This window comes from Micromonospora sp. WMMA1949 (assembly GCF_027460145.1).
Taxonomy (GTDB): domain Bacteria; phylum Actinomycetota; class Actinomycetes; order Mycobacteriales; family Micromonosporaceae; genus Micromonospora.
The window spans coordinates 5,785,088-5,810,210 of sequence record NZ_JAPZBG010000001.1; the positions used below are offsets into that span (position 1 = coordinate 5,785,088).

Here is a 25,123-nt window from a genome sequence, read left to right on the forward strand (position 1 = left end):
TGGATTGGGGGCGGCGCGCCCCGAGGACAGGAGACCGCCATGACCGGGCTGGATCAGCGCTCCGACGCGGTCACCCTGCCGCGCGGCCCGCTCGTCGGATTCGCCACCGGCTCACTCGGCATGGGTGTCTGGGTGACAGTGCCCGGCCTGCTGCTGCTCTACTTCCTGACCGACGTGCTGGCGGTCGCGCCGTGGCTCGCCGGGCTCACGCTGCTGCTGCCGAAGATCGCCGACGTGCTGCTGCACCCGTGGATCGGGCACCGCTGCGACGTGGAGCAGGCCCGCCGCGGGCACCGCCGCCGGCTGCTGCTGGCCGGGTGCGCGCTGCCGCTGGCGTTCGCCGCCCTGTTCGCCGTCCCCGGCGGGCTCACCGGCGCCGCCGCGGCCGGCTGGGTGGCGGTGTTCTTCGTCGCCGGCAACCTGCTGTTCGCCGCGTACCAGGTGCCCTACCTGGCGACGCCGGCGGACCTGCGGATCGGCTACCACGAGCGGACCCGGCTGATGGCCTTCCGGATGGTGGTGCTGACGCTCGGCATCCTCGTCTCCGGGCTGCTCGCGCCGCTGCTGGCCGGCGGCGACGACGCCACCCGCGACGGTTACCTGCTGATGGGCGTGGTGCTGGCGGCCGGGATGTTCGCCGCGATGCTGGTCGGTGTCGCCGGGATCGGCCGGTTGCGCCGTACCGCCGCCGACACGGCGCCGCCGCACGGCCCGGGCGGGTGGCGGGCGCTGGCGGCGAGCCTGCGGGACCGGCAGTTCCGCTGGCTGGTCGGCGCGTACCTGGCCATGTCCACCACCACCCACCTGGTGCTCGCCGGTGTGCCCTACTACGCCGAGTACGAACTGGGCCGCCCCGGCCTCACCACGGTGCTGGTGGCCGCGTTCGTCGCACCGGCGCTGCTCGTCACCCCGGGCTGGCTCGCGGTGGCGCGGCGGATCGGTAAGCAACGTGCCCTGCTCGCCGCGCAGGCCGCGTTCGCCGCCGGGTCGCTGGTGCTGGCCGTCGGCCGCCCCGCCGGGCTGCCGGTGCTGGTGGCCGCCGTGGCGGTGCTCGGGGTGGCGTTCGCCGGCATGCAACTGCTGCCGTTCTCGATGCTGCCCGACGTGATCCGCGCGGCCGGCGGCACCGAGCGGGCCGGCACGTACACCGGGGTGTGGACCGCCACCGAGGCCACCGGCGCGGCGCTGGGCCCGTACGCGTACGCGCTGTGCCTCGCCGCCGGCGGGTTCGTGGCCTCGACCGCCGGGCAGAGCGTGACCCAGTCCCCGGCCGCGCTGGACGCGCTGCGCTACGGCTTCGGGCTGCTGCCCGCCGCCGTGATGGTGGTCGCGGTGCTGCTGCAGCGCCGCTACACCCTCGACGGCACGGCCCGCGTGGACGCCGCCGGATAGACTTCGCCCCCGATGGACGCCGAGCTCGCCACCGACACCCGACCCTGCGCCCACTGCGGACGCGACGTGCCGCAACGCGCCGGCGCGGGCCGCCCGTTCCGCTACTGCCGGGACAACGACGGCGCCTGCCAGCGGGCCGCCCGCAACTCGCGGATGCGCCACCGCAACTCCCCCGGCCTGCCCGGGCAGGTGGCGCGCACCTGGGAGGCGGTGGACCGGCTCGACCAGATCGTGGAGACGCTCACCGAGGCGCTGCACGCCGAATTGTCACCGGCCGGCGTGGAACGCCAGCTCGCCGAGTTGCGCGCGGAGACGTCGGCGCAGGTCGCGGCCGCGCACGCCGAACGCGACGAGGCCCGCCGCGAGGCCGAGGACGCCACCGCCGCGGCGGCCCGGGACCGGCAGCAGGCCCGCGCCGCGTACGCCGACCGCGACGCCGCCGCCGACCGCGCCGAGCGGGCGGAGGCCGCCGCGTCCGCCGCCGCCGACCGGGCCGCCGCCGCCGAGGAGGCCCGCGACGCCGCCCGCGCCGAGGCGGGCGCCGCGCAGGCGCTGCGGGTGCAGGCCGAACGCGACCGCGACACCGCCCGGCAGGAACTGCGCACGGTACGCACCGAACGCGACGCCGAACGCCGCCGAGCGACCGAGCTGGCCGCCGAGCGGGACGCCGCCCGCGCCGACGCCGAGCGGGCCACCCGCTCCGCCACCGAAGCGCTGGACCGGGCCGAACAGTCCCGCGCCGACGCGCAGGCCGCCCAGGCACGAGCCGGCGAGGCGGAACGCGCGGCCCGGGCCGCCATCGAGCGGGCCGACGCGCAGGCAGCCACCGCGCGGCAGGCAGTCGTCGAGCGGGACCGGGCCGAGGCGGCGCTGGAGCGGGTCCGGGCCGAATCGAGCGCGGCGGTCGAGCACGCTCTGGCCGAGGCGGCAAGGGCGACTGAGCAGGCGCGCGCCGCCGCCGGCGAGCGGGACGCGCTCGCCGCGGAGCTGGCCGAGGCGCGGCGGGCGGTGAGCGCCGCCGAGGCCCGGGCGGCCGAGCTGGCCGCCCGGACGGCGGTGATCGAGGCCGACCGGGACGCCGCGCAGCGGCGCGCCGGGCAGCTCGCCGACCAGGTCAGTGATCTCGCGACGGCGCTGGCGCGGCTCGGTACGCGTACCGGCTGAGCGCCACGGGCTGGGAACGGGGCAGCGCCGCACCCGGCTCTCCGGCGAGGATCGAAGGCATGGGAAAGACGTACGAGCGCATCGACGGCCGGCTGCGGGACTTCGTCGAGGCACAGCCGATGTTCTTCGTCGCCACCGCCCCGCTCTCCGGTGACGGCACCGTCAACCTGTCCCCGAAAGGCCTACGCGGCTGCTTCGCGGTGCTCGACGAACACACCGTGGCATACCTCGACTTCGCGGGCAGCAACGCCGAGACCATCGCCCACCTGCGGGAGAACGGCCGGATCACGCTGATGTGGTGCGCGTTCACCGGCCCGCCCAACATCGTGCGGGTGCACGGGCGCGGCGAACCGGTGTTCCGCGACGACCCGCGCTGGCCCGGCCTGCTGAAGCACTTCCCCGACATCGACCCGGGTCCGCACGGCGTGCGCGCGATCATCGTGGTGCACGCCGAGCTGATCCGCGACACCTGCGGCTACGCGGTGCCGTTCATGACCTACGACGCCGACCGGGACCTGCACGAACGCCGGTTCGCCCGGGAGGACGACGCGTCGCTGAGCGCGTACTTCGCCGGCAAGGACCACGTCGCGACCAGCATCGACGGGCTGCCCGGCCTGCCGTTGCCGCTGCCGCCCACCCCGGCGGTGTGAGCGCGGTCAGTGGATGCCGGCCATCAGGCGCCGGATCTGGCGGGTGAACATCACCGCGGCCAGGCCCAGCACCACCGAGGCCAGCCCGAAGGTCAGGAAGTACACCGGCTGGGACCACCTGTCGGCCAGCCGGGCCACCTGACCGCCGATGGCGTCGCCGACGGCGGTGGCGAGGAACCACAGGCCCAGCATCTGGCTGGCGTACTTGACCGGCGCGAGTTTCGTGGTGGCGGACAGGCCGACCGGGCTCAGCGACAGCTCGCCGGCGACCTGGATGGCGTACACCGCGACCAGCCACAGCGGTGAGACCAGGTCGCCGCCGACGGCGGCCCGCGCGGCTGCGGCCATCAGCACGAACGACAGGCCGTTGAGCACCAGGCCGACGGCGAACTTCGTGGGCGTGGACACCCGGTGCCCGAGCTTGAGCCACAGCGCGGCGGCCAGCGGCGCGCCGATGATGATGAGGATCGGGTTCACCGACTGCAACCAGGACGCCGGGAACGTGAACCCGCCCACCGACCGGTCGGTCTGGTCGGCGGCGAAGATGTTCAGCACCGACCCGGCCTGGTCGTAGATGAGCCAGAACGAGGCGGCGAACACGAACAACCACACGTACGCCTTCATCCGGCTGCGTTCGGTGCCGCTGATCTCCCGGTCGGTGAGGATCCGCGCGAAGTAGCCGACAGTGACCAGCACCGTCACCACGGTGAGCAGGTTGACCACCGTGTCGACGGTGAACCAGCCGGCCACCAGCAGCACGAGCAGCGCGGCGAGCACCACGACGCTCGCCGCGCCGATGCGGGTCAGCGCGCGCCGCCGGTCCGCGCCGAGCAGCGGGTCCGCCGGGCGGGCGCCCGCGTCGCCGAGGTTGCGCCGGCCCAGCACGTACTGCAGGACGCCGAAGGTCATGCCGACCGCGGCGGCACCGAACCCCAGATGCCAGTTGATCTTCTCGCCGAGGAAGCCGGTGATCAGCGGGGCGATGAACGCGCCCAGGTTGATGCCCATGTAGAAGATGGAGAACCCGGCGTCGCGGCGCGGCGAGTCCCGCTCGTACAGGTCGCCGACCATGGTGGAGATGTTCGGCTTGAGCAGGCCGGTGCCGAGCACGATCAGGGCCATGCCGGCGAACACGCTCCACCCGGTGGGGATCGCCATCACGTAGTGACCGGCGGCGATCACCACGCCGCCCCACAGCACGCTGCGCCGCGCGCCGATCAGCCGGTCCGCGACCCAGCCGCCCGGCAGCGCCATCAGGTAGACCATGGCGTTGTAGGTGCCGTACACGGCGTTGGCGCTGGACTCGCCGAGGTCCAGGCCGCCGTCGGCGACCGCGGCGGTCAGGTAGAGCACCAGGATCGCCCGCATGCCGTAGAAGCTGAACCGCTCCCACATCTCGGTGAGGAAGAGCGTGGACAGCGCGCGGGGATGACCGAAGAAGGTCTTCCCGGCGGGTGGTCGGGCTCCGACCGGCGCGTCACTGCTCATCGTCACCTCCGGCGCGCAAACAGGTGGGTAACATCCCCGTTGGCAGGCGAAACACTCCACCGATTCGGCCCGGCCGGGGACGACCCCGCCGGGCAGCTGTCATGGCCGGTTACCCTTGACTCTCCCGACCCGCGTACGGCCCTGTCGCCGTGGGCCGGGGAATGGGCGAGCGGTGACCGGTCGTTACACGTGAAGACCAGCACCACGAACGAGGGGAAGTCGATCATGGGCGAGCGCATGCTGCGCGGTAGCCGACTGGGCGCGGTCAGCTACGAATCCGACCGCAACACGGAGCTCGCGCCGCGCCAGACCCGCGAGTACCTCTGCGCCAAGGGCCACCAGTTCGAGGTGCCGTTCGCCGTCGACGCCGAGGTCCCGACGACCTGGGAGTGCAAGTTCGACGGCAGCGTCGCCCGCCTGGTCGACGGCACCGAGCCGGAGCAGAAGAAGGCCAAGCCGCCGCGTACCCACTGGGACATGCTGCTGGAGCGGCGCTCGATCGCCGAGCTGGAGGACATCCTCGCCGAGCGGCTCCAGGAGGTCCGGACCCGCCGCGGTCGTGCCTGACCGTCCGTAACGCGCCGAAACGCCCCCGGGATCACCCGGGGGCGTTTCGCTGTCCGCACCGCCTCAGCGGTCGACGATCTCGCCCTCGATGGCCTTGCCCGGGTCGGTGACCGGCTGCTGCGCCGGCGCGGGGGCCGGCTCCGGGGCCGGCTGCGACGCGCCCCGGTACACGCGCACCCGGCGCGGCCCGAACAGGTCACCGGCGACCATCGACGACACCCGCCGCTCGGTGGCCCGGCGCACCCCGCCACCGGCCAGCCGGCGCAGCGGCGGCACCAGCAACAGCAGGCCCACCACGCCGCTGACCAGGCCCGGCAGCGCCAGCAGCAGCGCACCCAGCAGACCCACGAGGCCGTCTGTCACCTCGGGGCCCGGCGGACGGCCGGCCTGCGCCGCCGCGCGGAAGCCGCGCCACGCCCGCATGCCCTCGCGGCGCAGCAGCACCAGCCCCAGCAGGGACGCCCCGAACACCAGCAGCACCGCCGCGCCGAACCCGACGGCCCGGCCGACCAGCACGAAAACGGTCAGCTCCAGCAGCGCCAACAGCAGCAGGGCCGGTGGTACGAACTTCAGTCCTCGGCGCATCTCACCTCATCAGCCCGGGGTCATCACGCCCCTCAAGCATGACACGCCCCGGCTCAAGGCCAGCGCGCGAGCGCATCCGGGCGCGACGGCGCTGTCGCCAGGCGGTCCCGCACCCCCCACCGGGTGACCCGCCACAGCGCCTCCGCCACGATCAGCGGGCTCATCTTGCTGTCGCCGTGTTCCCGCTCGGCGAACGTGATCGGCACCTCTACGATCCGCACCCCGGCGCGGTGCGCCAGCCGCGACAGCTCCACCTGGAACGCGTACCCCTGGGACCGCACCGAGTCCAGGTCGATCGCGTCCAGCGCGCTGGACCGGTACACCCGGTAGCCGCCGGTGGCGTCGCTGACCGGCATGCCCAGCGCCAGCCGCGCGTACAGGTTGCCCACCCGGGACAGCAGCAGCCGCCGCCACGGCCAGTTCAGCACCCGCGCGCCGCGCGTCCACCGGGAACCGATCACCACGTCGGCGTCGCGGGCGGCGTGCAGCAGCGCCGGGAGGTCCTCCGGGGCGTGCGAGCCGTCGGCGTCCATCTCCACCACCGCGTCGTAGCCGCGGGAACGCGCCCAGGCGAAACCGGCCAGGTAGGCCGCGCCGAGCCCCTCCTTGCCCTCGCGGTGCAGCACGTGCACCCGCGGGTCGTTCCCGGCGATCGTGTCGGCGATCGCGCCGGTGCCGTCGGGGCTGTTGTCGTCGGCGACGAGGACGTCCACCGCCGGCGCCGCCTCGCGTACCCGGGCGACGATGCGCCCGACGTTGTCGGCCTCGTTGTAGGTGGGGATGACCACCAGGACCCGCCCCACCCCGGGATGGCCGACCGTCCGCCTGTCGGCTGCCACGCCCACCGTCGCACCGCCTCTCGTCGGCTCAGCCGGGAGCGGCCTCCCGGCGGCGGCGCAGCACGGCCGCGCCGGCCAGGGCCGCGACCGCCAGCGCCGTCAGCGCCACCTCCGGCCACACCCCGGCCGTGGTCGCCGGGGTACGCCCGTCGCCGAGTTCCATCTGCCGCACCACCACCGCGGCGGTGTTGAACCCGGTCGCACCGTCTACCCGTCCGTCCGGGGAAACGAACCCGGACACCCCGACCGTGGAGGCCATCAACGCGGCCCGGCCGTGCTCCACGGCCCGCAACCGCACCATGGCCAGCTGCTGGCGGGCCTCGGCCACGTCGAACGTGGCGTTGTTGGTCTGCACCACCAGCAGCTGCGCGCCGCCGGTGACGGTGTCCCGGACGATGCCGTCGTAGGCGACCTCGAAGCAGATCACGTCGCCGAGCACAGCCGGGCCGGTGTTCAGCACGCCGGGACGGTCACCGGCCACGAAATCGGACCGGACCCGGTCGACCTGGGAGCTGACCTTGCGGGCGATGGAGCGCAGCGGCACGTACTCGGCGAACGGCACCGGATGCCGTTTCGTGTACACCTGGTCCAGATCCGGGCCGGTGCCCGGGCGCCACAGCAGCCCCGCGTTGCGCACCTCACCCTGCCCGGGCCCGACCAGCACCGCGCCGACCAGGATCGGCGCGCCGATCGCGTCGGCGGCCTGGGAGATCCGCTCCCCCGCGCCCGGGTTGCGCAGCGGGTCGATGTCGCTGGAGTTCTCCGGCCACACCACCACGTCGGGGCGTTCCTGCCCGCCTTCGGTGACCCGCCGCGCCAGCTCCAGCGTCGCGTCGACGTGGTTGTTCAGCACCGCCTGCCGCTGCGCGTTGAAGTCCAGCCCGAGGCGGGGCACGTTGCCCTGCACGATGGCCACGGTGACGGTGTCGCCCGCGCCGCGTACCCCGGTCGGCACGGCCGAGCCGGCGGCCAGCAGCGCCACCAGCGCGGCGGTCAGCCCGGCGACCGGCCGCCACTGCCCGGGCGTACGCCGCCAGTCCCGCCACGCGGCGGCGACCAGCAGCCCGCCGGCGACCGCGACGGCGAACGTGACCAGCGGGGCGCCGCCGAGCGCGGCGAGCTTCAGCAGCGGCGAGGTGTCCTGGCTGAACGCCAGCCGCCCCCACGGGAACCCGCCGAACGGGGCGCGGTCGCGCAGCGCCTCCTGCCCCACCCACAGCACGCCGGTGAGCAGCGGCCACGCCGCCCGGTGCCGGTCCGCCAGCGGCGACACCCAGGCGGTGGCGGCGCCCAGCAGCGCCAGGAACGCGGCCTGCAGCAGCGACAGCAGCGCCCACGGCAGGTAGCCGGTGTGCAGGTTCGTCCACTCCAGCAGCGGCGCGAACAGCGCCAGCCCGGTCAGGAAGCCCAGCCCGGCGCCGGCGCGCAGCCGCCGCCGGTGCACGGCGGCGGCCAGCAGCGCCACCCCGACCGGTGCGAGCGGCCACATCCCGTACGGCGGGAACGCCAGCAGCAGCGCCACCCCGGCCAGCACGGCGGCCGGCACGGCGAGCGTCAGCGGCAGGGGACGCGCGCCGCCGTCACCGGGTGCCCCGTCGGTGGCACGCGGCTGTTCCCGGTCCAGCGTCGTCACCGGCTTCTCCCCACGATCACGGGCCGAAGGCTACCCGCCCGTACCGGCCGTCGGCCGAACCGGTGTGGGGCGTGCCACCGACGCGGCGCCGGCAGGCGACAATCGGGCGCATGCGGTTCGGTGTGCTCGGCGCGACCCAGGCGTACGCGGCCGACGGCAGCGTGCTGCCCGTCACCGGTGGGCGGCTGCGCGCGCTGCTGGTGCTGCTGCTGCTCGACGCCGGCCGGACCGTGCCGCCGCGGCGTCTCATCGACGGCGTCTACGGCGACCGGCCGCCCGAGCAGGCCGCGAACGCGCTGCAGTCGCAGGTGTCGCGGCTGCGCCGGCTGCTGCCCGACGCGCCCGTCGAGTTCGGCCCGGCCGGCTACCGGCTGGCGATCGATCCGCAGCGGGTCGACGTGCACCGGTTCTCCGGGCTGGCCGCGGCCGGGCGGGCGGCGCTGGCCGCCGGTGACCCGGCCGGGGCGGCGGCGCTGCTGCGCGACGCGCTCGCGCTGTGGCGCGGCGAACCCCTGGCCGACGTGACGGACGCGCCGTTCGCCGACGCCGAGGCGGCCCGGCTGCGTCAGGCGCGCCTGGCCGCGGTCGAGGACCGCGTCGAGGCGGAACTGGCCCTCGCGCCGGCCGGCGCGCCGCTGATCGCCGAGCTGCGGGACCTGGTGGCGGCGCATCCGCTGCGGGAGCGGCTGCACGGGCTGCTGATGCGGGCGCTGCACGGCGCCGGCCGCCGCGCCGAGGCGCTCGCCGTCTACGCCGACGCCCGCCGGATCCTGGCCGAGGAGCTGGGCACCGACCCGTCGGCGGAGCTGGCCGCCCTGCACACGGCGCTGCTGCGCGACGACGCCGCGCCGCCCGCCCGGCTGCCCAGCCCGCTCACCAGCTTCGTCGGCCGGGAACCGGAGCTGCGGCGCGTGCACGAGCTGCTCGGTACGGCACGGCTGGTCACCCTGCACGGCCCGGGCGGCGCCGGCAAGACCCGGCTGGCCACCACCGTCGCGTCCGGCCACGACGGGCCGGTGTGCCTGGTGGAGCTGGCGGCCGTGGCGCCCGGCGCACCGGTCGCGCCCGCCGTGCTGGCCGCGCTGGACCTGCGCGACGCGGGCCTGCGCACCCCCGGCGGCCCGGCCGACCTCACCGACCGGCTGGTCGCCGCGCTGGCCGACCGGCGGCTGCTGCTGGTGCTGGACAACTGCGAGCACGTCATCGACGACGCGGCCCGGCTGACCGGCCGGCTGCTCGCCGCCGCGCCCGGGCTGCGGGTGCTCGCCACCAGCCGGGAACCGCTGGGCCTCACCGGCGAGGCCCTGTGCCCGGTCGGTGGGCTGCCCGCCCCGGACGGGCCGGCCGCACCGCGGGCAGCCGCCGCGTACCCGGCGGTGCGGCTGTTCACCGACCGGGCCGCCGACGTGTCGCCCGGGTTCACCCTCGACGCCGGCACCACCCCGGCGGTGCTGCGGATCTGCCGTACCCTCGACGGGCTGCCGCTGGCCCTGGAGCTAGCCGCGGCGCGGCTGCGCGCCCTGCCGGTGACGCAGGTCGCGGCGCGCCTGGACGACCGGTTCCGGCTGTTGCGCCGCGGCGACCGCACCGCTGCGCCCCGGCACCGCACGCTGGAGGCGGTCGTGGGGTGGAGCTGGGACCTGCTCGACGCCCCGGAGCGGCGGCTGGCCGCCCGGATGAGCGTGTTCGCCGGCGCGGCCGACCTGGCCGCGGTGCAGGCGGTGTGCGCGCCGGACGCCGGTGACGTGCTCGACGTGCTGACCGGCCTGGTGGACAAGTCGCTGGTGGAGGCCACCGGTGGGCGCTACCGGATGCTGGAGACGATCCGCGAGTTCGCGGCGGCCCGGCTGGCCGAGGGCGGCGAGACCGGGCGGGTGCGGGCCGCGCACGCCGCGTACTTCCTGGATCTGGCGCTGGCCGGCGACGCGGGCCTGCGCGGCGGCGGCCAGGACCGGTGGCTGCGCCGCCTCGACGCCGCCCGCGACGACCTGCACGCGGCGCTGCGGCACACCGACACCGCCACCGGGTTGCGGCTGGTCGCGGCGCTGGCGTTCTACTGGTGGCTGCGGGGCCTGCGCGGGGAGGGCGCGGCGCTGGCCCGGCGGTTGGTCGACCGGCTCGACGGCCCGCCCGACGGCCTCGCCGAGGAGTACGCGCTGGGCCTGCTGGTCGCCACGCTCGCCGGTGGCGGCGAGCGCAGCGAGGTCGACACCGCGTCGCGGATCCTGTGGACCATGGCCCGGCCGCCCCGGCATCCGTTCCTGCTGTACCTGTCCGGCATGGCCAGCGGTCCCCCGTCGCCGCAGGACGCGGCGGCGCTGCACGAGCAGGCCGTCCGGGACCGGCTGCTCGGCACGGATCCGTGGAGCAGGGCGCTGGGCCGGCTGGGCACCGCGATGGTCGGTCTGCTGCACGGCCGGCACGAGCAGGCCCGCATCGAGCTGGACGCCGCGCTGGCCGGTTTCCGGGCCCTCGACGACCGCTGGGGGATGATCGTGACGCTGTCCACCCGCGCCGAGGCCGCCTACCGCACCGGTGACGTCGCATCGGCGGCCGCGCCGATGGCGGAGGCCCTGGACCTGGCCGAGCAGCTCGGCTCCACCCTGGACCTCGCGGAACTGCTGCGGACCCGCGCCGACGGGCGGCTGGTCGCCGGTGACCTGACCGGCGCGGCGGAGGACTACCGGCGGGTGCGGCACATCGCCGGGCCGGCCGGCGCGCCGGAACTGGTGGCCGCCGCGGACCTGGGCCTCGGCGAGATCGCCCGCCGCGACGGCGACCCGCAGCGCGCGCGGACGTTGTGCGAACGGGCCGTCGCGCAGTGCCCGTCGGGCTGGTTCGGCGCCGATGTGGTGCGGCTCGCGGCGCTGGTGACGCTCGGGCAGCTCGCCGACACCACCGGCGACCCGGCTGCCGCCCGCGCCTACTACCGGCAGGTCCTCACCGCCGGCGTCGGCGTGTGGGACGTGCCGGTGGTGGCCGCGGCAGCCGACGGACTGGCCGGGCCGCTGCTGCGCGCCGGCGACCCCGAGTCGGCGGCCCGGCTGCTGGGCGCGGCGGCGGCGCTGCTCGCAGGCACCGGCGCCGCCGACGCCCCGGCCGGCACGCCGACCGCCGTCACGCTGCGGGAACACCTGGGCGAGGCGGCGTTCGCCACCGCGTACGCCCGAGGCGCGGGCCTGCCCCGGCAGCGGGCGCTGGCGCTGGTCGACGGGCGCTGACCGGCGCGGCGCCGCCCGGTGCGCGCACGGTACGCGCCCGGTCAGCGGCGCCGGTGACGCTGACACCATGACCGACGACGCGACGGCCGTGCTGGCCGACGGGATACGAAAAACGTACGGACGCACCACCGCCCTGGACGGCTTCGACCTGGCCGTGCCGGCCGGCACCGTCTACGGGGTGCTGGGCCCCAACGGGGCGGGCAAGACCACAGCGGTGCGGATCCTCACCACGCTGCTGCGTTTCGACGCCGGCCGGGCCCGGGTGGCCGGGCACGACGTCGCCGCCGCCCCGGACCGGGTTCGTGAGGCGATCAGCCTGACCGGCCAGTACGCGGCGGTCGACGAGGTGCTCAGCGGCCGGCAGAACCTGGTGCTGTTCGGGCGGCTGCGCCGGCTGAGCGCGCGCCGGGCCCGCCTCCGCGCCGAGGAACTGCTGGACCGGTTCGGGCTGACCGAGGCCGCCGACCGGTCGGCGGGCGGCTACTCCGGTGGGATGCGCCGCCGCCTGGACCTCGCGGCCAGCCTGGTGGTGCCGCCGCGGGTGCTGTTCCTCGACGAGCCGACCACCGGCCTGGACCCGCGCAGCCGCAACGGCCTGTGGACGGCGGTGCGGGAACTCGTCGCCGACGGCACCACCGTTCTGCTCACCACCCAATATCTGCAGGAGGCCGACCATCTCGCCGACCGGGTGTGCGTCATCGACTCCGGCCGGGTCGTGGCCGAGGGCACCCCGGAGCGGTTGAAGGCCCGCATCGGCGCCGACCGGCTGGAACTGGTGGTCCGCGACGCGGCGGACCTGCCCACGGCAACGGCGGTGGTGCAACGCGCCACCGGCGCGACCGCGACGGTGGACGCCGAACTGCGGCGCGTCGACGCGCCCGTGGCGGACCGGATCGCCGTGCTCACCGCCGTGCTGCGGGCCCTCGACGACGCCGGAATCGCGGTGGAGGACGTGCTGGTGCGCCGGCCGACGCTGGACGAGGCGTTCCTGCGGCTCACCGGCGCTCACGCCGACGCGCAGCGGGTGGGGGTGGCGTCGTGAGGGCGCTGACCGACGGGTGGCTGATGGCCGGGCGGAACATGCGGCACGTCGTGCGCGCCCCGGAGGAGATCATCCTCTACTTCACCCTGCCGATCATGTTCGTGCTGGTGTTCGGCTACGTGTTCGGCAGCGGCATGACCGTGCCGGGCCAGGGCAGCTACCGGGAGTTCCTGCTGCCGGGCGTGTTCGTCATGACGATGCTCTACGGCCTCGGCGCGACCGCGTCGGCGGTCGCGGTGGACGCCGGCCGGGGCGTGGTGGACCGGTTCCGGTCGCTGCCGATGGCCCGTTCGGCGCTGCTGTCCGGCCGGGCGAGCGCCGACCTCGTACGGGCCTGCCTGGAGATGACCACGCTGGTGGTGTGCGGGCTGCTGGTGGGCTGGCAGTGGCGCGAGGGCGTCGGCCCGGCCCTGGCGGCGGTGGCGCTGATCCTGCTGCTGCGCGTCGCGATGACCTGGCTGGGCATCCTGTTCGGGCTGCTCGTGCCGAACCCGGACACGGTCGCGGTGGTGGTGTTCCCGCTGGCGTTCCCGCTGACCGCCCTGTCCAACGTGTTCGTGGCGCCGGAGCTGATGCCGGACTGGCTGGGCGCGATCGCCGCCTGGAATCCGCTGTCGGCGACGGTGGCGGCGGCCCGGGACCTGTTCGGCAACCCGGGTCTGGGCGGTGACTCGTGGCCCGCCCGGCACGCACTGGAACTGGCGATCGCCTGGCCGCTGGCGCTGATCGCGCTCGCCGCCCCGGCGGCGGTGCGCCGCTACCGGCGGCTCGGCCGCTGACCGGGGTATCCGGGGGGATGAAATCGGGGCGCGGCCGAAGCCGCGCCCCGATGCTCCCAGGCCCTTCCCGGCCGGTGGGGCGAAGACGATCGGCGCCGACCTTCGGACCGACCCGACGTGGACTGGCTGCCCCCGCCTGGCCGTTGTCTACTGGCCGTGCCTCTCACCCTGCCCGTACACCGGTAACCGCGGCCGGTTCGCGCCGCCCCGCCGACCCCCGCCCGCTGGACCTGGCCGCCGCAACCTTCCGGTCGCTCGGCCAGCGGACGAAGGGACGAAGCGAACAACAGCCGCTTCCCGTGGTAGGACTCAAAGACGGTACGGCGTAGACCCCCGCCGCTGTCAACCCACCCGGGCCTGTCGTGTGTTGCGACACGGCGTGTCGCGTCGGCGCGTCTCGATTTCCGCGCCCTGTTCGCGGCGTGCGTCAGGCACCGAGGTGGTGCCGCAGCATCGCCGCCGCCGCACCCGGATGGTCGGCGGCGAGCAGCCCCGCGGCGGCCAGCACGTAGTCCACGTCGACGACCGGCCGGGCCGCCCGCGGCAACGCCCACCCGCCGGCGTGGTCGGTGAGCACCGCGTCGAGCACCGCCGCCGCGTCGCCCGGGTCGGCGTGCCGCAGCACCCCACCGGAACCGACGAGCAGCTTCACCTCCCGCAGGTCCCGCCCGGCCCGCTCCCCCGTCGCCGCCCCACGCGCGTGCCGCCGCAACGCCACCGTCGCGGCCAGCGCCGCGATGCGCCGGTCCACGGCCCGCTCGCCGTCACCGGCGGGCAGGAAGCCCGGGTCGGCGGCCCGGACCGCCGCCGCGGCCGCCAGCTGCGCCTCCCCGGCCGGGTCGAGCAGCCGCTCCTCCACCGCGGCGCGCACCACACCGGGCGCGCTCCACCGCATGCCCAGGTCGCCCTCGACGGTGCGGGCCCGCCACAGCGTCCCCGCGACCTCCTGACTGGGGCCGCTGTCCCGCTCGTCCGGCGTGAGCACCGAGTACACGTCGGTGGTGGCCCCACCGACGTCCACCACTGCCAGGTCACCGCCGAGCGTGCCGGCGAGGACCTCCACGCCGGTGAGCACCGCGTCCGGGGTGGCCGCGCGGACCAGCCGCGCGAACCGGGTACCCCGGGACAGCTTCTTACCGCCGATGACGTGCCGCAGGAACACCTCCCGGATCGCCGCCCGCGCCGACGCCGGCTCCAGCACCCCGATACGCGGCAGCACGTTGCCCGCCACCGTCACCGGCACCCCTGCGCCAGCCAGCAGCGCGTGCAGCTCGTCACGCACGTCGGCGTTGCCGGCCAGGACCACCGGCACCCGGAACCGGGCCTTCGCCAGCCGCGTCGCGTTGTGCGTCACCGTCTCGAAGTCGCCGCCGTCGGTGCCACCCACGAGCAGCACCACGTCCGGGCGGGCCGCCCGCAACGCCGCCACGTCCGCCCCGGCGAGCCGCCCGGCGGCCACGTGCACCACGTTCGCGCCCGCCGACAGACCGACCCGCCGGCCCGCCTGAGCGGTCACGAGCGGCTCGTAACCCACCACCGCGAGGCGCAGCCCACCCCCGGCCGACGAACACACGTACCAGGGCACCTCAGCGACCCCGGCCGACGCGGTGGCCGCGCCGACCGCGGCGTCCAGGCCGTGCAGCACATCCGTGCCCACGGTGGTGGGCGCCGACGCCGCCGCGACCAGCCGGCCGCCGTGGAGGTCCACCACCGCGGCCTTGGTGTACGTCGACCCGACGTCCGCGCAGACGACGACGCGCGACACCGGCGCGCTCACGCCGACGCTGGGACGACCACCGTGCCGGTCGCGGTGACCGCCACGATCGGCTCGTCGAGCACCTCGGCGGCCGACTCGCCCTTGTCCGGGCGGCCCCGGCACACCACCGTCGCGGCGAAGTCGACGGTGCGGCTGCGGGTGCCCACCCGGGTCACCGTCGCCGTCACCTCCAGCACGTCACCGGCCTTCATCGGCGCCCGGAACTGCACGTCGGAGTACGAGGCGAACAACCCCTCGTCGCCGTCGGTGCGGATGCACACCTCGGTCGCCACGTCACCGAACAACCCCAGCGCGTACGCCCCGTCGACCAGGTTGCCCGCGTAGTGGGCGTGGGAGTACGGCACGTACCGGCGGTGGGTGACGGTCAGACCGACACGCGGATCGCTCATCAGGTGTTCGCCTTCCTGGAGGTGATCAAAGCGTGGACGAGGTAACTGGCGACCTCACCCGGGGTGGTGCCACGGCCGAAGATCCGATCCACGCCCAGCTCGCCGGTCATCGTCTCGTCGAACCGCGGCCCGCCGACGATCAGCAGCGGCCGGCGCCCGGCCGGCATCGCCTCCCGGAACGCCGCCGACATCTCCCGCGTGTTGTGCAGGTGCGCGTCGCGCTGCGTCACGACCTGCGACACCAGCACCGCGTCGGCGCGCTCCCGCCGGGCCGCCTCGACCAGCTCCGGCACGCTCACCTGCGCACCCAGGTTCGTGACCTTCAGCTCCCGGTAGTACTCCAGGCCCTTCTCGCCGGCGATGCCCTTGACGTTGAGGATCGCGTCGATGCCGACGGTGTGCGCGTCGGTGCCGATGCAGGCGCCCACCACCGACAGCTTGCGACGCAACTGCCGCTTCACCACCGCGTTGACCTCCTTGGCCGACAGCAGCGGATAGTCACGCTCCACCACCTGCACCTTCGCCAGGTCCACCAGGTGGTTCACCCGCCCGTACACCACGAAGAACGTGAACCCGTCACCGATCGGTTTGGCGTGCACCAGCATCGCCGGGTCCATGCCCATCTTGTTTGCCAGCTGCACCGCCGCGCCCTCGGCGCGCTTGTCGTGCGGCACCGGCAACGTGAACGACACCTGCACCATGCCGTCACCGGTGGTGTCCCCGTACGGCCGCACAATCGTCTTCTCGCTCACGGGGTCTGCTCCAGGATCTCCGTGGCCGGGTTGTAGTAGTCCGCCTCGTGCCGCGCCACCCCGGACAGGCCCTTCCCGCGGTCCGCCGGCCGCTTCATGATCCCGAACGTGCCCTCGGCGATCGCCGTCAGCAACGACTGGTCCCCGATACGCTCCAGCAGGTCCACCGCCTCACCGAGCACCCGGTGCGCCCGCGCCTGGATGAACCCGCCCGGCGCCGGCACGAAGTCCTCGTGCAGGCCGCCCGCCGCGCCCAGCACGTACCGCACGTTCTGCAGGGCGATGTCCCGGTCCGACAACCACGGCGTCACCACCGCCTCGGTCATCATCCCCACCAGCAGAATCCCCTGCCCGGTCATCGTGCCCACCAGGTTGAAGAACCCGTCCAGCAGGTTGCCCCGGAACACGTCCCCGGTCATGTGCTTCGTCGGCGGCATCCACTTCAACGGCGCATCAGGGAACAACTCCCGCGCCAGCAGCGCGTGCGCCAGCTCCAACCGGAACGACTCCGGCACATCCGGGTTGATCTCGAACGCGTGCCCCAGCCCCAGCTGCCAGTCCGCCAACCCCGCCTCGTGCGCGAAGAACTCGTTCAGCAACTGCGACACCGTCACCGTGTGCGCCTCGTCCACCGCGTCAGCGGTGGTCAGGTAGTTGTCCTCACCGGTGTTGATGATGATTCCCGCCCGCGCGTGCACCTGCCGCGAGAACCGCTGGTCCACGAACGTGCGGATCGGGTTGATGTCGCGGAACAGAATCCCGTACATCGAGTCGTTGAGCATCATGTCCAGACGCTCCAGCCCCGCCAGCGTCGCCATCTCCGGCATGCACAGACCCGACGCGTAGTTCGTCAACCGCACGTACCGGCCCAGCTCCCGCGACGTCTCGTCCAGCGCCGCCCGCATCAGCCGGAAGTTCTCCTGCGTCGCGTACGTCCCGGCGAACCCCTCCCGGGTCGCCCCCTCCGGCACGTAGTCCAGCAGCGACTGCCCCGTCGACCGGATCACCGCGATCACGTCCGCGCCGGCCCGCGCCGCCGCCTGCGCCTGCGGAATGTCCTCGTAGATGTCACCCGTCGCCACGATCAGGTAGATCCACGGCCGCCGCGCCGGATCCCCGAACCGCTTCACCAGGCGGTCCCGCTCCGCGCGCCGCCGATCGATGCTGCGGATCCCCGCCGCGACCGCCTTGCGCGACGCCCGCCGCGCCGCCGTCGCCGCCTTCCCCGACGGCTGCGCGAACCGCACCGACCCGGCCGCCGCCTTCTGCGCCAGCAACGTCACATCCGTGATGCCCTCGCGCGTCAGCGCGTCGAACACCGGCGCCGCCACCCCGTGCCCCAGCCCCACGTCCGCGACCACCGCGTCCACGAGGCGGTTCACCCACGGGATCCCGTCCGGGTCCGCGCCGGTCACCCCGGCCAGCCGCAGCACCGCCCGCTCCACCGACACCGTGGTGTGGCTGCGCGCCAGATCCACCACCGGCTGCCCGGCCCGGCGCGCCAACTCCCGCGCCCGCGCCACCAGCGCCGGATCCAGCCCAAGCTTCCCTGTCACGAAGACCCTTCCTGATAGATCACGTCACCGCGCAACACAGTGGCCCGGCACACCGGCAGCGGCGTCGGATCGTCCGCGCCCCGCAACTCCGGATCCTCGGCCAGCACCACCGGCAGCCCCCGCTCCACGCCCGCCGGGGTGTCCCACACCGCGAACGTCGCCGGCGCCCCCAACGCCAGCACACCCTCGTTGTCCAGGTGCACCGCCCGCCACCCGCCGCGCGTGTGCGCCGCGAACGCCGCCCGCACACTCATCCGCTGCGCCGGGTTGTGATGCGCCGCCGCCGCCCGCACCGACCCCCACGGATCCAGCGGCGTCACCGGCGAATCCGACCCGAACGCCAACGCCACACCGACCCCGTGCATCGCACCCATCGGATTCGACTCCAGCGACCGCGCCAACCCCAGCCGCGACTCGTACATCCGGCCCGCGCCGCCCCACAACCTGTCGAACGCCGGCTGCATCGACGCCACGATCCCGTACTCCACGAACCCGGCAATCAGCGCCTTGCTCATGATCTCCGCGTGCTCCACCCGGTGCCGGGCCGCCCGCAACCGGTCCACGCCCACCGACCGGGCCGCCAGCGCGAACCCCGCGAGCACCGTCCCGATCGCCGCGTCCCCGATCGCGTGGAACCCGCCCTGCAACCCGTGCGCCGCACAGTCCAGCAGATGATCACGGACCTGCTCCGCCGACACGTAGCCGTGCCCGCACGCCCCCGCCTCACCGTCCAGGTACGCCGCCGACACGTGCGCCGTCCGCGACCCCAGCGCCCCGTCGGCGAACAGGTCACCACCCGCGCCCACCGCGCCCAGCTCCCGGGCCTTCGCCGCACCCAGCAGCTCACCCCAGTACCCGTACACCTCCGGCACCCCGGCCCCCGAGATCGCCAGCAGCCCGGTGAAGTCCTCCTCGTCGGAGATGTCCGGACCACCGCACTCGTGCACCGCCGCGATACCCAGCGACGCCGCGTGCTCCAGGGCCCGCCGCTGCGCCGCCACCCGCTGCGCCCGCGTCACCGAGGCGAACGCCGCCGCCCGCACCACATGATGCGCGTCGCGCCGCAGCCACCCCGACGCCTCGTACCCGGCCGCCGACGCCACCTCAGGGCACGCCGCCAGCAACGCTGCCGACACCAGCGCCGAATGGATCGACGCCTGCGACAGATACACCCGCCGCCCACCGGCCGCCCGGTCCAGCGCCGCGGCGTCCGGCAACGTCGCGTCCGCCCAGCCCGACTCGTCCCAGCCGTGCCCCAGCACCACCGCGTCACCCGGCAGGCCCGCCGCGAACGCCGACACCGCCTCCAGCAGCCCACCCGCCGACCGCACCGCCGACAGATCCAGCCCCGACAACGCCAACCCGGTGTCGGTCGCGTGCACGTGCGCGTCCACGAACGCCGGCGTCACCAGCGCACCGCCCAGCTCCACCACCCGGTCCGCCCGCGGCGCCTCCGCGTCCGTGCCCAACCAGGCGATCCGCCCGTCCCGCACCAGCAGCGCCGTCGCGCTCGGGTCGGCCGGGCAGTGCAGCACTCCGCCGCGATACAGCGTCGAGGGGTTCGTCATGGTCTCAGTCTGCCGTCAGACGCGCCTCGAACAGGCCGCGCACCCCCGGCTCGGCCCGCAACAGATCCAGCGCCAGCGCCGCGTGTCCCGGCACGTACCCGTTGCCCACCAGCATCGTCACGTCCGCCGCCAGGCCCTCCGCGCCCAGCGCCGCCGCCGCGAAGCTCGTCGCCATCGAGAAGAAGATCACCGTACCGCCGTCCGCCGTGGCCAGCACCGCGCCGTGCTCACACCCCGGCACGTCCACGCACACCACAGTCACGTCCGCCGGCACACCCAGCGCCGTCGTCACCGCCGTCGACAGCCCCACCGGATCCCGCGCGTCGGCCAGCGCCACCACGTCGGCCAGCCCGGCCGCCGTCAGCGCATCCCGCTCCGCGTCCACCGGAACCACCCCGACGGTACGGGCGGCGCCCGCCCGCCGTGCCGCCGCCAGCGACAACGACCCGCTCTTGCCGGCCCCGCCGATCACCGCCACCGACACCGGACGCGGGTCACCCTCCCGCGAGCGCCGCGCCACCTGCTCGGCCACCACCCGCGCCGTCAACGCCGGCGCCCCGCACACGTCCAGCACCGCGAGGGACAGCTCGGGGTGCAGGTCCGGCGGCAGCACCGCCGCGATCGACCGGGCGAACAGGATCGCGTACCCGTCGCACGGCACCTGCTCGCTGCGCCCGTCCCAGCGGGCCAGCCCGTCGGTGATCGTCAGCGGCGTCAGCGTCAGCGACACGAGCGTCGCCACCCGGTCACCGGGCTTCAGCCCCAGCGGCGAGCGGCGGCCCGCCTCCTCGACCGTGCCGATCAGCATCCCGCCGGAACCGGTCACCGGGTTCTGCATCTTCCCCCGGGCCGACACGATCTCCAGCACCTCGGCGCGGACCTTCTCGCCGTCGCCGCCGTGCTTCTCCGCCAGCTGCCGGAAACTCGCCGCGTCCAGGTTCAGCCGCTCGACCCGGATCCGCACCTCGTTCGCCGCGATCCGCGGATCGGGGTCCAGCCGCCAGGCCGCCTGCGGGAGCACTCCCACCGGTTCCACGACTCGGTGCAGACCCACCGGTGACGTCACGCCGACCCCCTATGTCCAGCCGCCCGAACCCCCGGTCAGGGCTCGCGTCGCGGGAAAACTTCCGGCAGACTAATTTCTTCACCGCAGATTTTCCAGTAGCCTACGCATCCGTTGATCAACCCGCACGCAGACGAGGAGGGGCCGTGACCCAGACCCAACCGGTGGAGACCATCCCGACGCCCCGCCACGCGCCGGCCGCCGTCCCGGCCGCCGGACAGCCCTACGAATACCGCCGGGCACCCCTCGTCGAACCCGACTGGACCCGCTTCCCCGGCTGGCGCCACGTCACCCGCGACCAGTGGGAGAGCGCCCAGTGGCAACGGGTCAACTGCGTCAAGAACATCAAGCAGCTGCGCACCGTCCTCGGCGACACCGTCGACGAGACCTTCTACGCCGACTTGGAGGCCGACCAGAAGGCCCTGGCCACCATGTCCATGCTGGTGCCGCCGCAGATGCTCAACACGATGGTGCCGCATCAGCCGATGAGCACCGAGGCGCTGCTCGCCGACCCGATCCGCCGCTACATGATCCCGGTCGCCTCCGACCGGCGCACCGACTGGCCGTCACACCCGTACGCCAGCCGCGACAGCCTGCACGAGCACGACATGTGGGTCGCCGAGGGTCTCACCCACCGCTACCCCACCAAGGTCCTCGCCGAGCTGCTCTCCACCTGCCCGCAGTACTGCGGCCACTGCACCCGCATGGACCTCGTCGGCAACTCCACCCCCGCCGTCGACAAGCTCAAGCTCACCCTCAAGCCGGTCGACCGCTACGACGCCCACATCACCTACCTCAAGGCACACCCGGGCGTACGTGACGTGGTCGTCTCCGGCGGCGACGTCGCCAACGTGCCGTGGCGCAACCTCGAGTCGTACCTGATGCGCCTGCTGGAGATCGAGACGATCCGCGACATCCGGCTCGCCACCAAGGCGCTCATGGGCCTGCCCCAGCACTGGCTCCAGCCCGACGTGGTCGAGGGCCTCGAACGCGTCGCCCGCACCGCCGCCCGCCGCGGCGTCAACCTGGCCATCCACACCCACGTCAACCACGCCCAGTCGCTGACCCCGCTGGTCGCCAAGGCCGCACAGACCGCGCTCGACGTCGGCGTCCGCGACGTCCGCAACCAGGGCGTGCTCATGCGCGGCGTCAACGCCACCAGCGCCGACCTGCTGGACCTCTGCTTCGCGCTGCAGGGCGAGGCGGGCATCCTGCCGTACTACTTCTACATGTGCGACATGATCCCCAACGCCGAGCACTGGCGCGTCCCGGTCTGGCACGCCCAGCAGCTCCAGCACGACATCATGGGCTACCTGCCCGGCTACGCCACCCCGCGGATCGTCTGCGACGTGCCGTTCGTGGGCAAGCGCTGGGTGCACATGCTCACCGACTACGACCGTGAGCGCGGCATCTCGTACTGGACGAAGAACTACCGCACCTCGATCGAGTCGGCCGACCTGGAGGCGCTGAACAAGCGCTACGCCTACTACGACCCGATCGACACGCTGCCCGAGGCCGGCCAGGCCTGGTGGCTCGCGCACCGCGACGACTGACCCCGGACACCCGACGGCGGGCCACCTCTGCGATGAGGTGGCCCGCCGTTCGCGTACTCACTTGTTGAAGGCGTCCTTGACGTCGCGGCCCGCCTGCTTGGCGTGCTCCCCGGCCTGCCGGGCGCGCGCCGTGCTCTGCTCGGAGGCGCCCTCGGCCCGCAACCGCTCGTTGTCGGTCACGTCGCCGATCCGCTCCTTGGCCATGCCGCTCATCTCCTGGGCCTTGTTCTTCGCCTTGTCGGTGAAGCTCATGTCGCCCTCCCTCGTCCGGCTACGCCTTGCCCTTGTCGGGTCCCCGGTGACTGTCGGGTCAAACGCTGTTGACCGGCGCACATCGCGTAAGGCGTCCTAGGACAATAGGTTGAAGGCGTGACGCCCGGCCGACGCCGCCGTGGTTGACTGGGCCGGTGAACGAGATCCTGCTGATCCGGCACGGCGAGACCAGCTGGAGCGCCGCGCACCGGCACACCTCGTACACCGATCTGGACCTGACCCCCGACGGCGAGCGGCAGGCCCGCGCGCTGGCCCCACTGCTCACCGGCCGGCGCTTCGCCCGCGTGCTGTCCAGCCCCCGGCAGCGCGCCACCCGCACCGCCGCCCTGGCCGGGCTCACCGTCGACGCGATCGAGCCCGACCTGGCCGAATGGCACTACGGCGAGTACGAGGGACGCACCAGCGCCGACATCCAGACCGAGCGGCCCGGCTGGTCGATCTGGGCCGACGGCGGCCCCGGCGGTGAGTCACCGGAACAGGTGGGCGCCCGCCTGGACGGCGTCCTGGAGCGGGTCGCGCCGCTGCTGGACGACGGCGACGTCGCGCTCGTCGGGCACGGGCACAGCCTGCGGGTGCTCGGGGCACGCTGGATCGGGTTGCCGCCCTCGGCCGGCGGGCTGCTGCGGCTGGACACCGCCACGCTCAGCGTCCTCGGTCACGAGCACGGCCGGCGGGTGATCAGGCGGTGGAACCTGCCGGCTCCGCCGACGGGCGGGGACGACCCCGGCCGGTCAGCTCGCCACTGATCTTCGGCGGCCGGTTCTCGTACGGCGTGGACAGCACCACGGTGGTGCGCGTGGTGACGTTCGCGGAGGTGCGGATCTCCTGCAGCACCCGTTCCAGGTCGGCCGGACCGGCCACCCGCACCAGCAGGAGGTAGAAGTCCTCCCCCGCCACCGAGTAGCACGAGTCGATCTCGGGCAGGTGCGCCAGCCGTTCCGGCGCGTCGTCCGGCTGCGACGGGTCGAACGGCCGGATCGCCACGAACGCGGTCAGCGGCAGGTCCAGCGCCTCGAACGACACCCGCGCGGCGTACCCCTTGATCACCCCGCGCTGCTCCAGCCGGCGGACCCGCTGGTGCACGGCCGACACCGACAGGCCCACCCGCTCGGCCAGGTCCGTGTACGACAGCCGACCGTCCCCGGTCAGCGCGGCGACGATGGCACGGTCGATCTCCTCCACGCGCTGCACCCTAGCCGGAAAAGCGCTCCCACGCCGCACCCGGCCCGCCGGGGTGACGCTCAGCGCGCCGTCCGGTCGCGCACCGCGTCCGCGGCGTAGTTCAGCACCTCCGCCATGTCCTCCTCGTCCAGGAACGGCAGGTCGGTGAGGATGTCGGTGACGGACATGCCCTCGGCCATCATGGCCAGCAGGGTGGCCACGGGGATGCGCGACTGCCGGACGCAGGGCGCACCCCCCATGACGTCGGGGTCGGCGGTGATCCGGGGGAAGGTCACCGCGACAGGCTAGCCCTTGGCCAGCGCGCGCGAGATGACCAGCCGCTGGATCTGGTTGGTGCCCTCCACGATCTGCAGCACCTTGGCCTCGCGCATGTACCGCTCGACCGGGTGGTCGGCGACGTACCCGGCGCCGCCGAGCACCTGCACCGCGTCGGTGGTCACCCGCATCGCCATGTCCGTGGCGAACAGCTTCGCCTTCGCCGCCTCGATCGAGTACGGGCGCCCGGCGTCGCGCAGCCGCGCGGCCGCGAGGGTGAGCGCCCGGGCGGCGGAGATCTGGGTGGCGGCGTCGGCGAGGTTGAACCCGAGCCCCTGGAAGTCGATGATCGCGCGGCCGAACTGGCGGCGCTCCCGGGCGTAGCCGACGGCGTAGTCGAGCGCGCCCTGGGCCAGGCCCACCGCGCAGGCGGCGATGCCCAGCCGGCCCGAGTCGAGCGCGGACATGGCGATGGTGAACCCGGCGCCCTCGCCGCCGATCAGCCGCTCCGCCGGCACCCGGGCGTCGTCGAAGGCGATCTGCGCGATCGGCGAGGCGTGCAGGCCCATGGTGCGCTCGGCGGCCTGCGGGTTGATGCCCGGCGTGGCCCGGTCGGCGAGCAGGCAGGAGATGCCCTTCGGGCCGGGGCCGCCGGTGCGGCAGAAGATGTTGTAGAAGTCGGCGACCCGGGCGTGCGTGATCCACGCCTTGGTGCCGGTGACCACGTACGCGTCGCCGTCGCGCACCGCCCGTGTGGTCAGGGCCGCCGCGTCCGAACCACCCTGCGGCTCGGAGAGGCAGTACGCCCCGAGCAGTTCCCCGCCGATCATGTCGGGCAGAAGCTTGCGCTGCTCGTCGGTGCCGAACTGGGCCACCGGGTAGCAGGACAGCGTGTGCACGCTGACCGCCTCGGCCACGGCGAGCCACCGGCTGGCGAGGATCTCCAGCACCTGCAGGTACACCTCGTACGGCTGGGCGGCGCCGCCGTGTTCCTCGGCGTACGGCAGGCCGAGCAGCCCGGCGCGGCCCAGGGTGCGCAGCACCTCCCGGGGGAACTCGGCGCGGGCCTCGAACCCGGCGGCGGCCGGGGCCAGCTCCCGGTCGGCGAGTTCGGTGGCGAGGTCCAGCAGGTCGTGGGCCTCGTCGGTGGGGAGGATCCGGTCGACGTTCATAGCGCGGTGAGCTCCGTGGGGGTGGTGGTGAGCCGTTGCGGGCGTCCGGGGTACGGACCCTCTCAGCTTAACGGTCGTTTGGGCACGTGCGGGAACACCTCCGCACACGCCCTGTGGTCACCCCTTGACCGCACCGTCAGAATGGTGCGTGCTCGGCCGCATCGATCGGAGGGTACCGATGGCATACGCCGCCGGTGTCGGGGACCGGACAGTCGACGTGAAA

General features: G+C 74.4%; 23 protein-coding genes. 9 read left to right on the forward strand and 14 right to left on the reverse strand.

Going from position 1 to position 25,123, the window contains the following annotated elements:
- Positions 1-39: 39 nt before the first annotated feature.
- From O7607_RS27070 to O7607_RS27080, 3 genes are read left to right on the forward strand one after another with little or no spacing between them, the layout of a single operon-like run.
- Complete coding sequence (locus O7607_RS27070) at positions 40-1,392, forward strand: MFS transporter (protein WP_269706207.1); 1,353 nt, start codon at positions 40-42, stop codon at positions 1,390-1,392.
- Positions 1,393-1,404: 12 nt separating this feature from the next.
- Positions 1,405-2,556, forward strand: coding sequence for a hypothetical protein (locus tag O7607_RS27075; RefSeq protein ID WP_269706209.1), 1,152 nt, complete (start codon positions 1,405-1,407; stop codon positions 2,554-2,556).
- Positions 2,557-2,615: 59 nt separating this feature from the next.
- Entirely contained in the window at positions 2,616-3,206 is a 591-nt protein-coding gene (locus O7607_RS27080; protein ID WP_269706210.1) for a pyridoxamine 5'-phosphate oxidase family protein, read from the forward strand.
- Positions 3,207-3,212: 6 nt separating this feature from the next.
- Here the strand turns inward: O7607_RS27080 and O7607_RS27085 are convergent, their stop codons facing one another.
- Positions 3,213-4,694, reverse strand: coding sequence for a peptide MFS transporter (locus O7607_RS27085; RefSeq protein ID WP_269706212.1), 1,482 nt, complete (start codon positions 4,692-4,694; stop codon positions 3,213-3,215).
- 225 nt (positions 4,695-4,919) lie between these two features.
- Here O7607_RS27085 and O7607_RS27090 point away from each other — a divergent pair, with 225 nt between their 5' ends.
- The gene (locus tag O7607_RS27090) at positions 4,920-5,261 is read left to right on the forward strand and encodes an RNA polymerase-binding protein RbpA (RefSeq protein ID WP_007070998.1); all 342 of its coding nucleotides are present in this window, start codon (positions 4,920-4,922) and stop codon (positions 5,259-5,261) included.
- Between the two features lie 63 nt (positions 5,262-5,324).
- On the opposite strand, the gene O7607_RS27095 is transcribed toward O7607_RS27090, so the two are convergent.
- The 3 genes from O7607_RS27095 to lnt are packed head-to-tail and all read right to left on the reverse strand — an operon-like array spanning position 5,325 to position 8,318.
- Positions 5,325-5,846 (reverse strand): FxsA family protein, encoded by a 522-nt coding sequence (locus tag O7607_RS27095; RefSeq protein WP_269706214.1) that lies wholly within the window; start codon positions 5,844-5,846, stop codon positions 5,325-5,327.
- A gap of 53 nt (positions 5,847-5,899) precedes the next feature.
- On the reverse strand, positions 5,900-6,691 hold the full coding sequence (locus O7607_RS27100; protein ID WP_269706217.1) for a polyprenol monophosphomannose synthase: 792 nt from the start codon (positions 6,689-6,691) through the stop codon (positions 5,900-5,902).
- 22 nt (positions 6,692-6,713) lie between these two features.
- A complete protein-coding gene (gene lnt / locus O7607_RS27105) occupies positions 6,714-8,318 on the reverse strand; it encodes an apolipoprotein N-acyltransferase (RefSeq protein ID WP_269706219.1) in 1,605 nt (534 codons plus the stop codon).
- 110 nt (positions 8,319-8,428) lie between these two features.
- On the opposite strand from lnt, the gene O7607_RS27110 reads away from it, so the two are divergent.
- From O7607_RS27110 to O7607_RS27120, 3 genes are all read left to right on the forward strand, one after another.
- Positions 8,429-11,539 (forward strand): AfsR/SARP family transcriptional regulator, encoded by a 3,111-nt coding sequence (locus O7607_RS27110; protein ID WP_269706221.1) that lies wholly within the window; start codon positions 8,429-8,431, stop codon positions 11,537-11,539.
- Positions 11,540-11,606: 67 nt separating this feature from the next.
- Positions 11,607-12,581, forward strand: coding sequence for an ATP-binding cassette domain-containing protein (locus O7607_RS27115; protein WP_269706222.1), 975 nt, complete (start codon positions 11,607-11,609; stop codon positions 12,579-12,581).
- Complete coding sequence (locus tag O7607_RS27120; RefSeq protein ID WP_269706224.1) at positions 12,578-13,360, forward strand: ABC transporter permease; 783 nt, start codon at positions 12,578-12,580, stop codon at positions 13,358-13,360. The genes O7607_RS27115 and O7607_RS27120 overlap by 4 nt, the downstream gene beginning before the upstream one ends.
- A gap of 427 nt (positions 13,361-13,787) precedes the next feature.
- Here the strand turns inward: O7607_RS27120 and O7607_RS27125 are convergent, their stop codons facing one another.
- Genes O7607_RS27125 through O7607_RS27150 form a run of 6 tightly spaced genes read right to left on the reverse strand, consistent with a single transcriptional unit; the run spans position 13,788 to position 20,468 of the window.
- Positions 13,788-15,137, reverse strand: coding sequence for a glutamate mutase L (locus tag O7607_RS27125; RefSeq protein ID WP_269706225.1), 1,350 nt, complete (start codon positions 15,135-15,137; stop codon positions 13,788-13,790).
- Positions 15,134-15,526, reverse strand: coding sequence for a hotdog domain-containing protein (locus O7607_RS27130; RefSeq protein WP_269706227.1), 393 nt, complete (start codon positions 15,524-15,526; stop codon positions 15,134-15,136). The genes O7607_RS27125 and O7607_RS27130 overlap by 4 nt, the downstream gene beginning before the upstream one ends.
- Positions 15,526-16,278 carry an OAM dimerization domain-containing protein gene (locus tag O7607_RS27135; protein ID WP_269706228.1) on the reverse strand — a complete coding sequence of 251 codons (753 nt, stop codon included), beginning with the start codon at positions 16,276-16,278 and terminating at the stop codon, positions 15,526-15,528. Before O7607_RS27135 ends, O7607_RS27130 begins: the two co-directional genes overlap by 1 nt.
- Positions 16,275-17,834 carry a lysine 5,6-aminomutase subunit alpha gene (locus O7607_RS27140; RefSeq protein WP_269706230.1) on the reverse strand — a complete coding sequence of 520 codons (1,560 nt, stop codon included), beginning with the start codon at positions 17,832-17,834 and terminating at the stop codon, positions 16,275-16,277. The genes O7607_RS27135 and O7607_RS27140 overlap by 4 nt, the downstream gene beginning before the upstream one ends.
- On the reverse strand, positions 17,831-19,402 hold the full coding sequence (locus tag O7607_RS27145; protein WP_269706232.1) for an amidohydrolase: 1,572 nt from the start codon (positions 19,400-19,402) through the stop codon (positions 17,831-17,833). The genes O7607_RS27140 and O7607_RS27145 overlap by 4 nt, the downstream gene beginning before the upstream one ends.
- 4 nt (positions 19,403-19,406) lie before the next feature.
- Positions 19,407-20,468, reverse strand: coding sequence for a zinc-binding alcohol dehydrogenase (locus O7607_RS27150; protein WP_269706234.1), 1,062 nt, complete (start codon positions 20,466-20,468; stop codon positions 19,407-19,409).
- A 143-nt stretch (positions 20,469-20,611) separates the two neighbouring features.
- Here O7607_RS27150 and O7607_RS27155 point away from each other — a divergent pair, with 143 nt between their 5' ends.
- Complete coding sequence (locus tag O7607_RS27155; RefSeq protein WP_269706236.1) at positions 20,612-22,018, forward strand: KamA family radical SAM protein; 1,407 nt, start codon at positions 20,612-20,614, stop codon at positions 22,016-22,018.
- Between the two features lie 57 nt (positions 22,019-22,075).
- Here the strand turns inward: O7607_RS27155 and O7607_RS27160 are convergent, their stop codons facing one another.
- Positions 22,076-22,270 carry a CsbD family protein gene (locus O7607_RS27160; RefSeq protein WP_073829538.1) on the reverse strand — a complete coding sequence of 65 codons (195 nt, stop codon included), beginning with the start codon at positions 22,268-22,270 and terminating at the stop codon, positions 22,076-22,078.
- A 155-nt stretch (positions 22,271-22,425) separates the two neighbouring features.
- On the opposite strand from O7607_RS27160, the gene O7607_RS27165 reads away from it, so the two are divergent.
- Positions 22,426-23,037: a histidine phosphatase family protein gene (locus O7607_RS27165; protein WP_269706238.1), complete on the forward strand. Its 612-nt coding sequence runs from the start codon at positions 22,426-22,428 to the stop codon at positions 23,035-23,037.
- Here the strand turns inward: O7607_RS27165 and O7607_RS27170 are convergent.
- Genes O7607_RS27170 through O7607_RS27180 form a run of 3 tightly spaced genes read right to left on the reverse strand, consistent with a single transcriptional unit; the run spans position 22,970 to position 24,900 of the window.
- Entirely contained in the window at positions 22,970-23,473 is a 504-nt protein-coding gene (locus O7607_RS27170; RefSeq protein ID WP_043330145.1) for an Lrp/AsnC family transcriptional regulator, read from the reverse strand. The genes O7607_RS27165 and O7607_RS27170 overlap by 68 nt on opposite strands.
- 59 nt (positions 23,474-23,532) lie before the next feature.
- The gene (locus O7607_RS27175) at positions 23,533-23,748 is read right to left on the reverse strand and encodes a DUF433 domain-containing protein (protein WP_030502405.1); all 216 of its coding nucleotides are present in this window, start codon (positions 23,746-23,748) and stop codon (positions 23,533-23,535) included.
- 9 nt (positions 23,749-23,757) lie between these two features.
- Complete coding sequence (locus O7607_RS27180; protein ID WP_269706242.1) at positions 23,758-24,900, reverse strand: acyl-CoA dehydrogenase family protein; 1,143 nt, start codon at positions 24,898-24,900, stop codon at positions 23,758-23,760.
- Between the last annotated feature and the right edge of the window lie 223 nt (positions 24,901-25,123).

Excerpts from the sequence above, each read along its gene's own strand:
- O7607_RS27070 (WP_269706207.1), top strand. The coding sequence starts at position 40 with ATGACCGGGCTGGATCAGCGCTCCGACGCGGTCACCCTGCCGCGCGGC.
- O7607_RS27075 (WP_269706209.1), top strand. The coding sequence starts at position 1,405 with ATGGACGCCGAGCTCGCCACCGACACCCGACCCTGCGCCCACTGCGGA.
- O7607_RS27080 (WP_269706210.1), top strand. The coding sequence starts at position 2,616 with ATGGGAAAGACGTACGAGCGCATCGACGGCCGGCTGCGGGACTTCGTC.
- O7607_RS27085 (WP_269706212.1), bottom strand. The coding sequence starts at position 4,694 with ATGAGCAGTGACGCGCCGGTCGGAGCCCGACCACCCGCCGGGAAGACC.
- O7607_RS27090 (WP_007070998.1), top strand. The coding sequence starts at position 4,920 with ATGGGCGAGCGCATGCTGCGCGGTAGCCGACTGGGCGCGGTCAGCTAC.
- O7607_RS27095 (WP_269706214.1), bottom strand. The coding sequence starts at position 5,846 with ATGCGCCGAGGACTGAAGTTCGTACCACCGGCCCTGCTGCTGTTGGCG.
- O7607_RS27110 (WP_269706221.1), top strand. The coding sequence starts at position 8,429 with ATGCGGTTCGGTGTGCTCGGCGCGACCCAGGCGTACGCGGCCGACGGC.
- O7607_RS27115 (WP_269706222.1), top strand. The coding sequence starts at position 11,607 with ATGACCGACGACGCGACGGCCGTGCTGGCCGACGGGATACGAAAAACG.
- O7607_RS27130 (WP_269706227.1), bottom strand. The coding sequence starts at position 15,526 with ATGAGCGATCCGCGTGTCGGTCTGACCGTCACCCACCGCCGGTACGTG.
- O7607_RS27145 (WP_269706232.1), bottom strand. The coding sequence starts at position 19,402 with ATGACGAACCCCTCGACGCTGTATCGCGGCGGAGTGCTGCACTGCCCG.
- O7607_RS27160 (WP_073829538.1), bottom strand. The coding sequence starts at position 22,270 with ATGAGCTTCACCGACAAGGCGAAGAACAAGGCCCAGGAGATGAGCGGC.
- O7607_RS27180 (WP_269706242.1), bottom strand. The coding sequence starts at position 24,900 with ATGAACGTCGACCGGATCCTCCCCACCGACGAGGCCCACGACCTGCTG.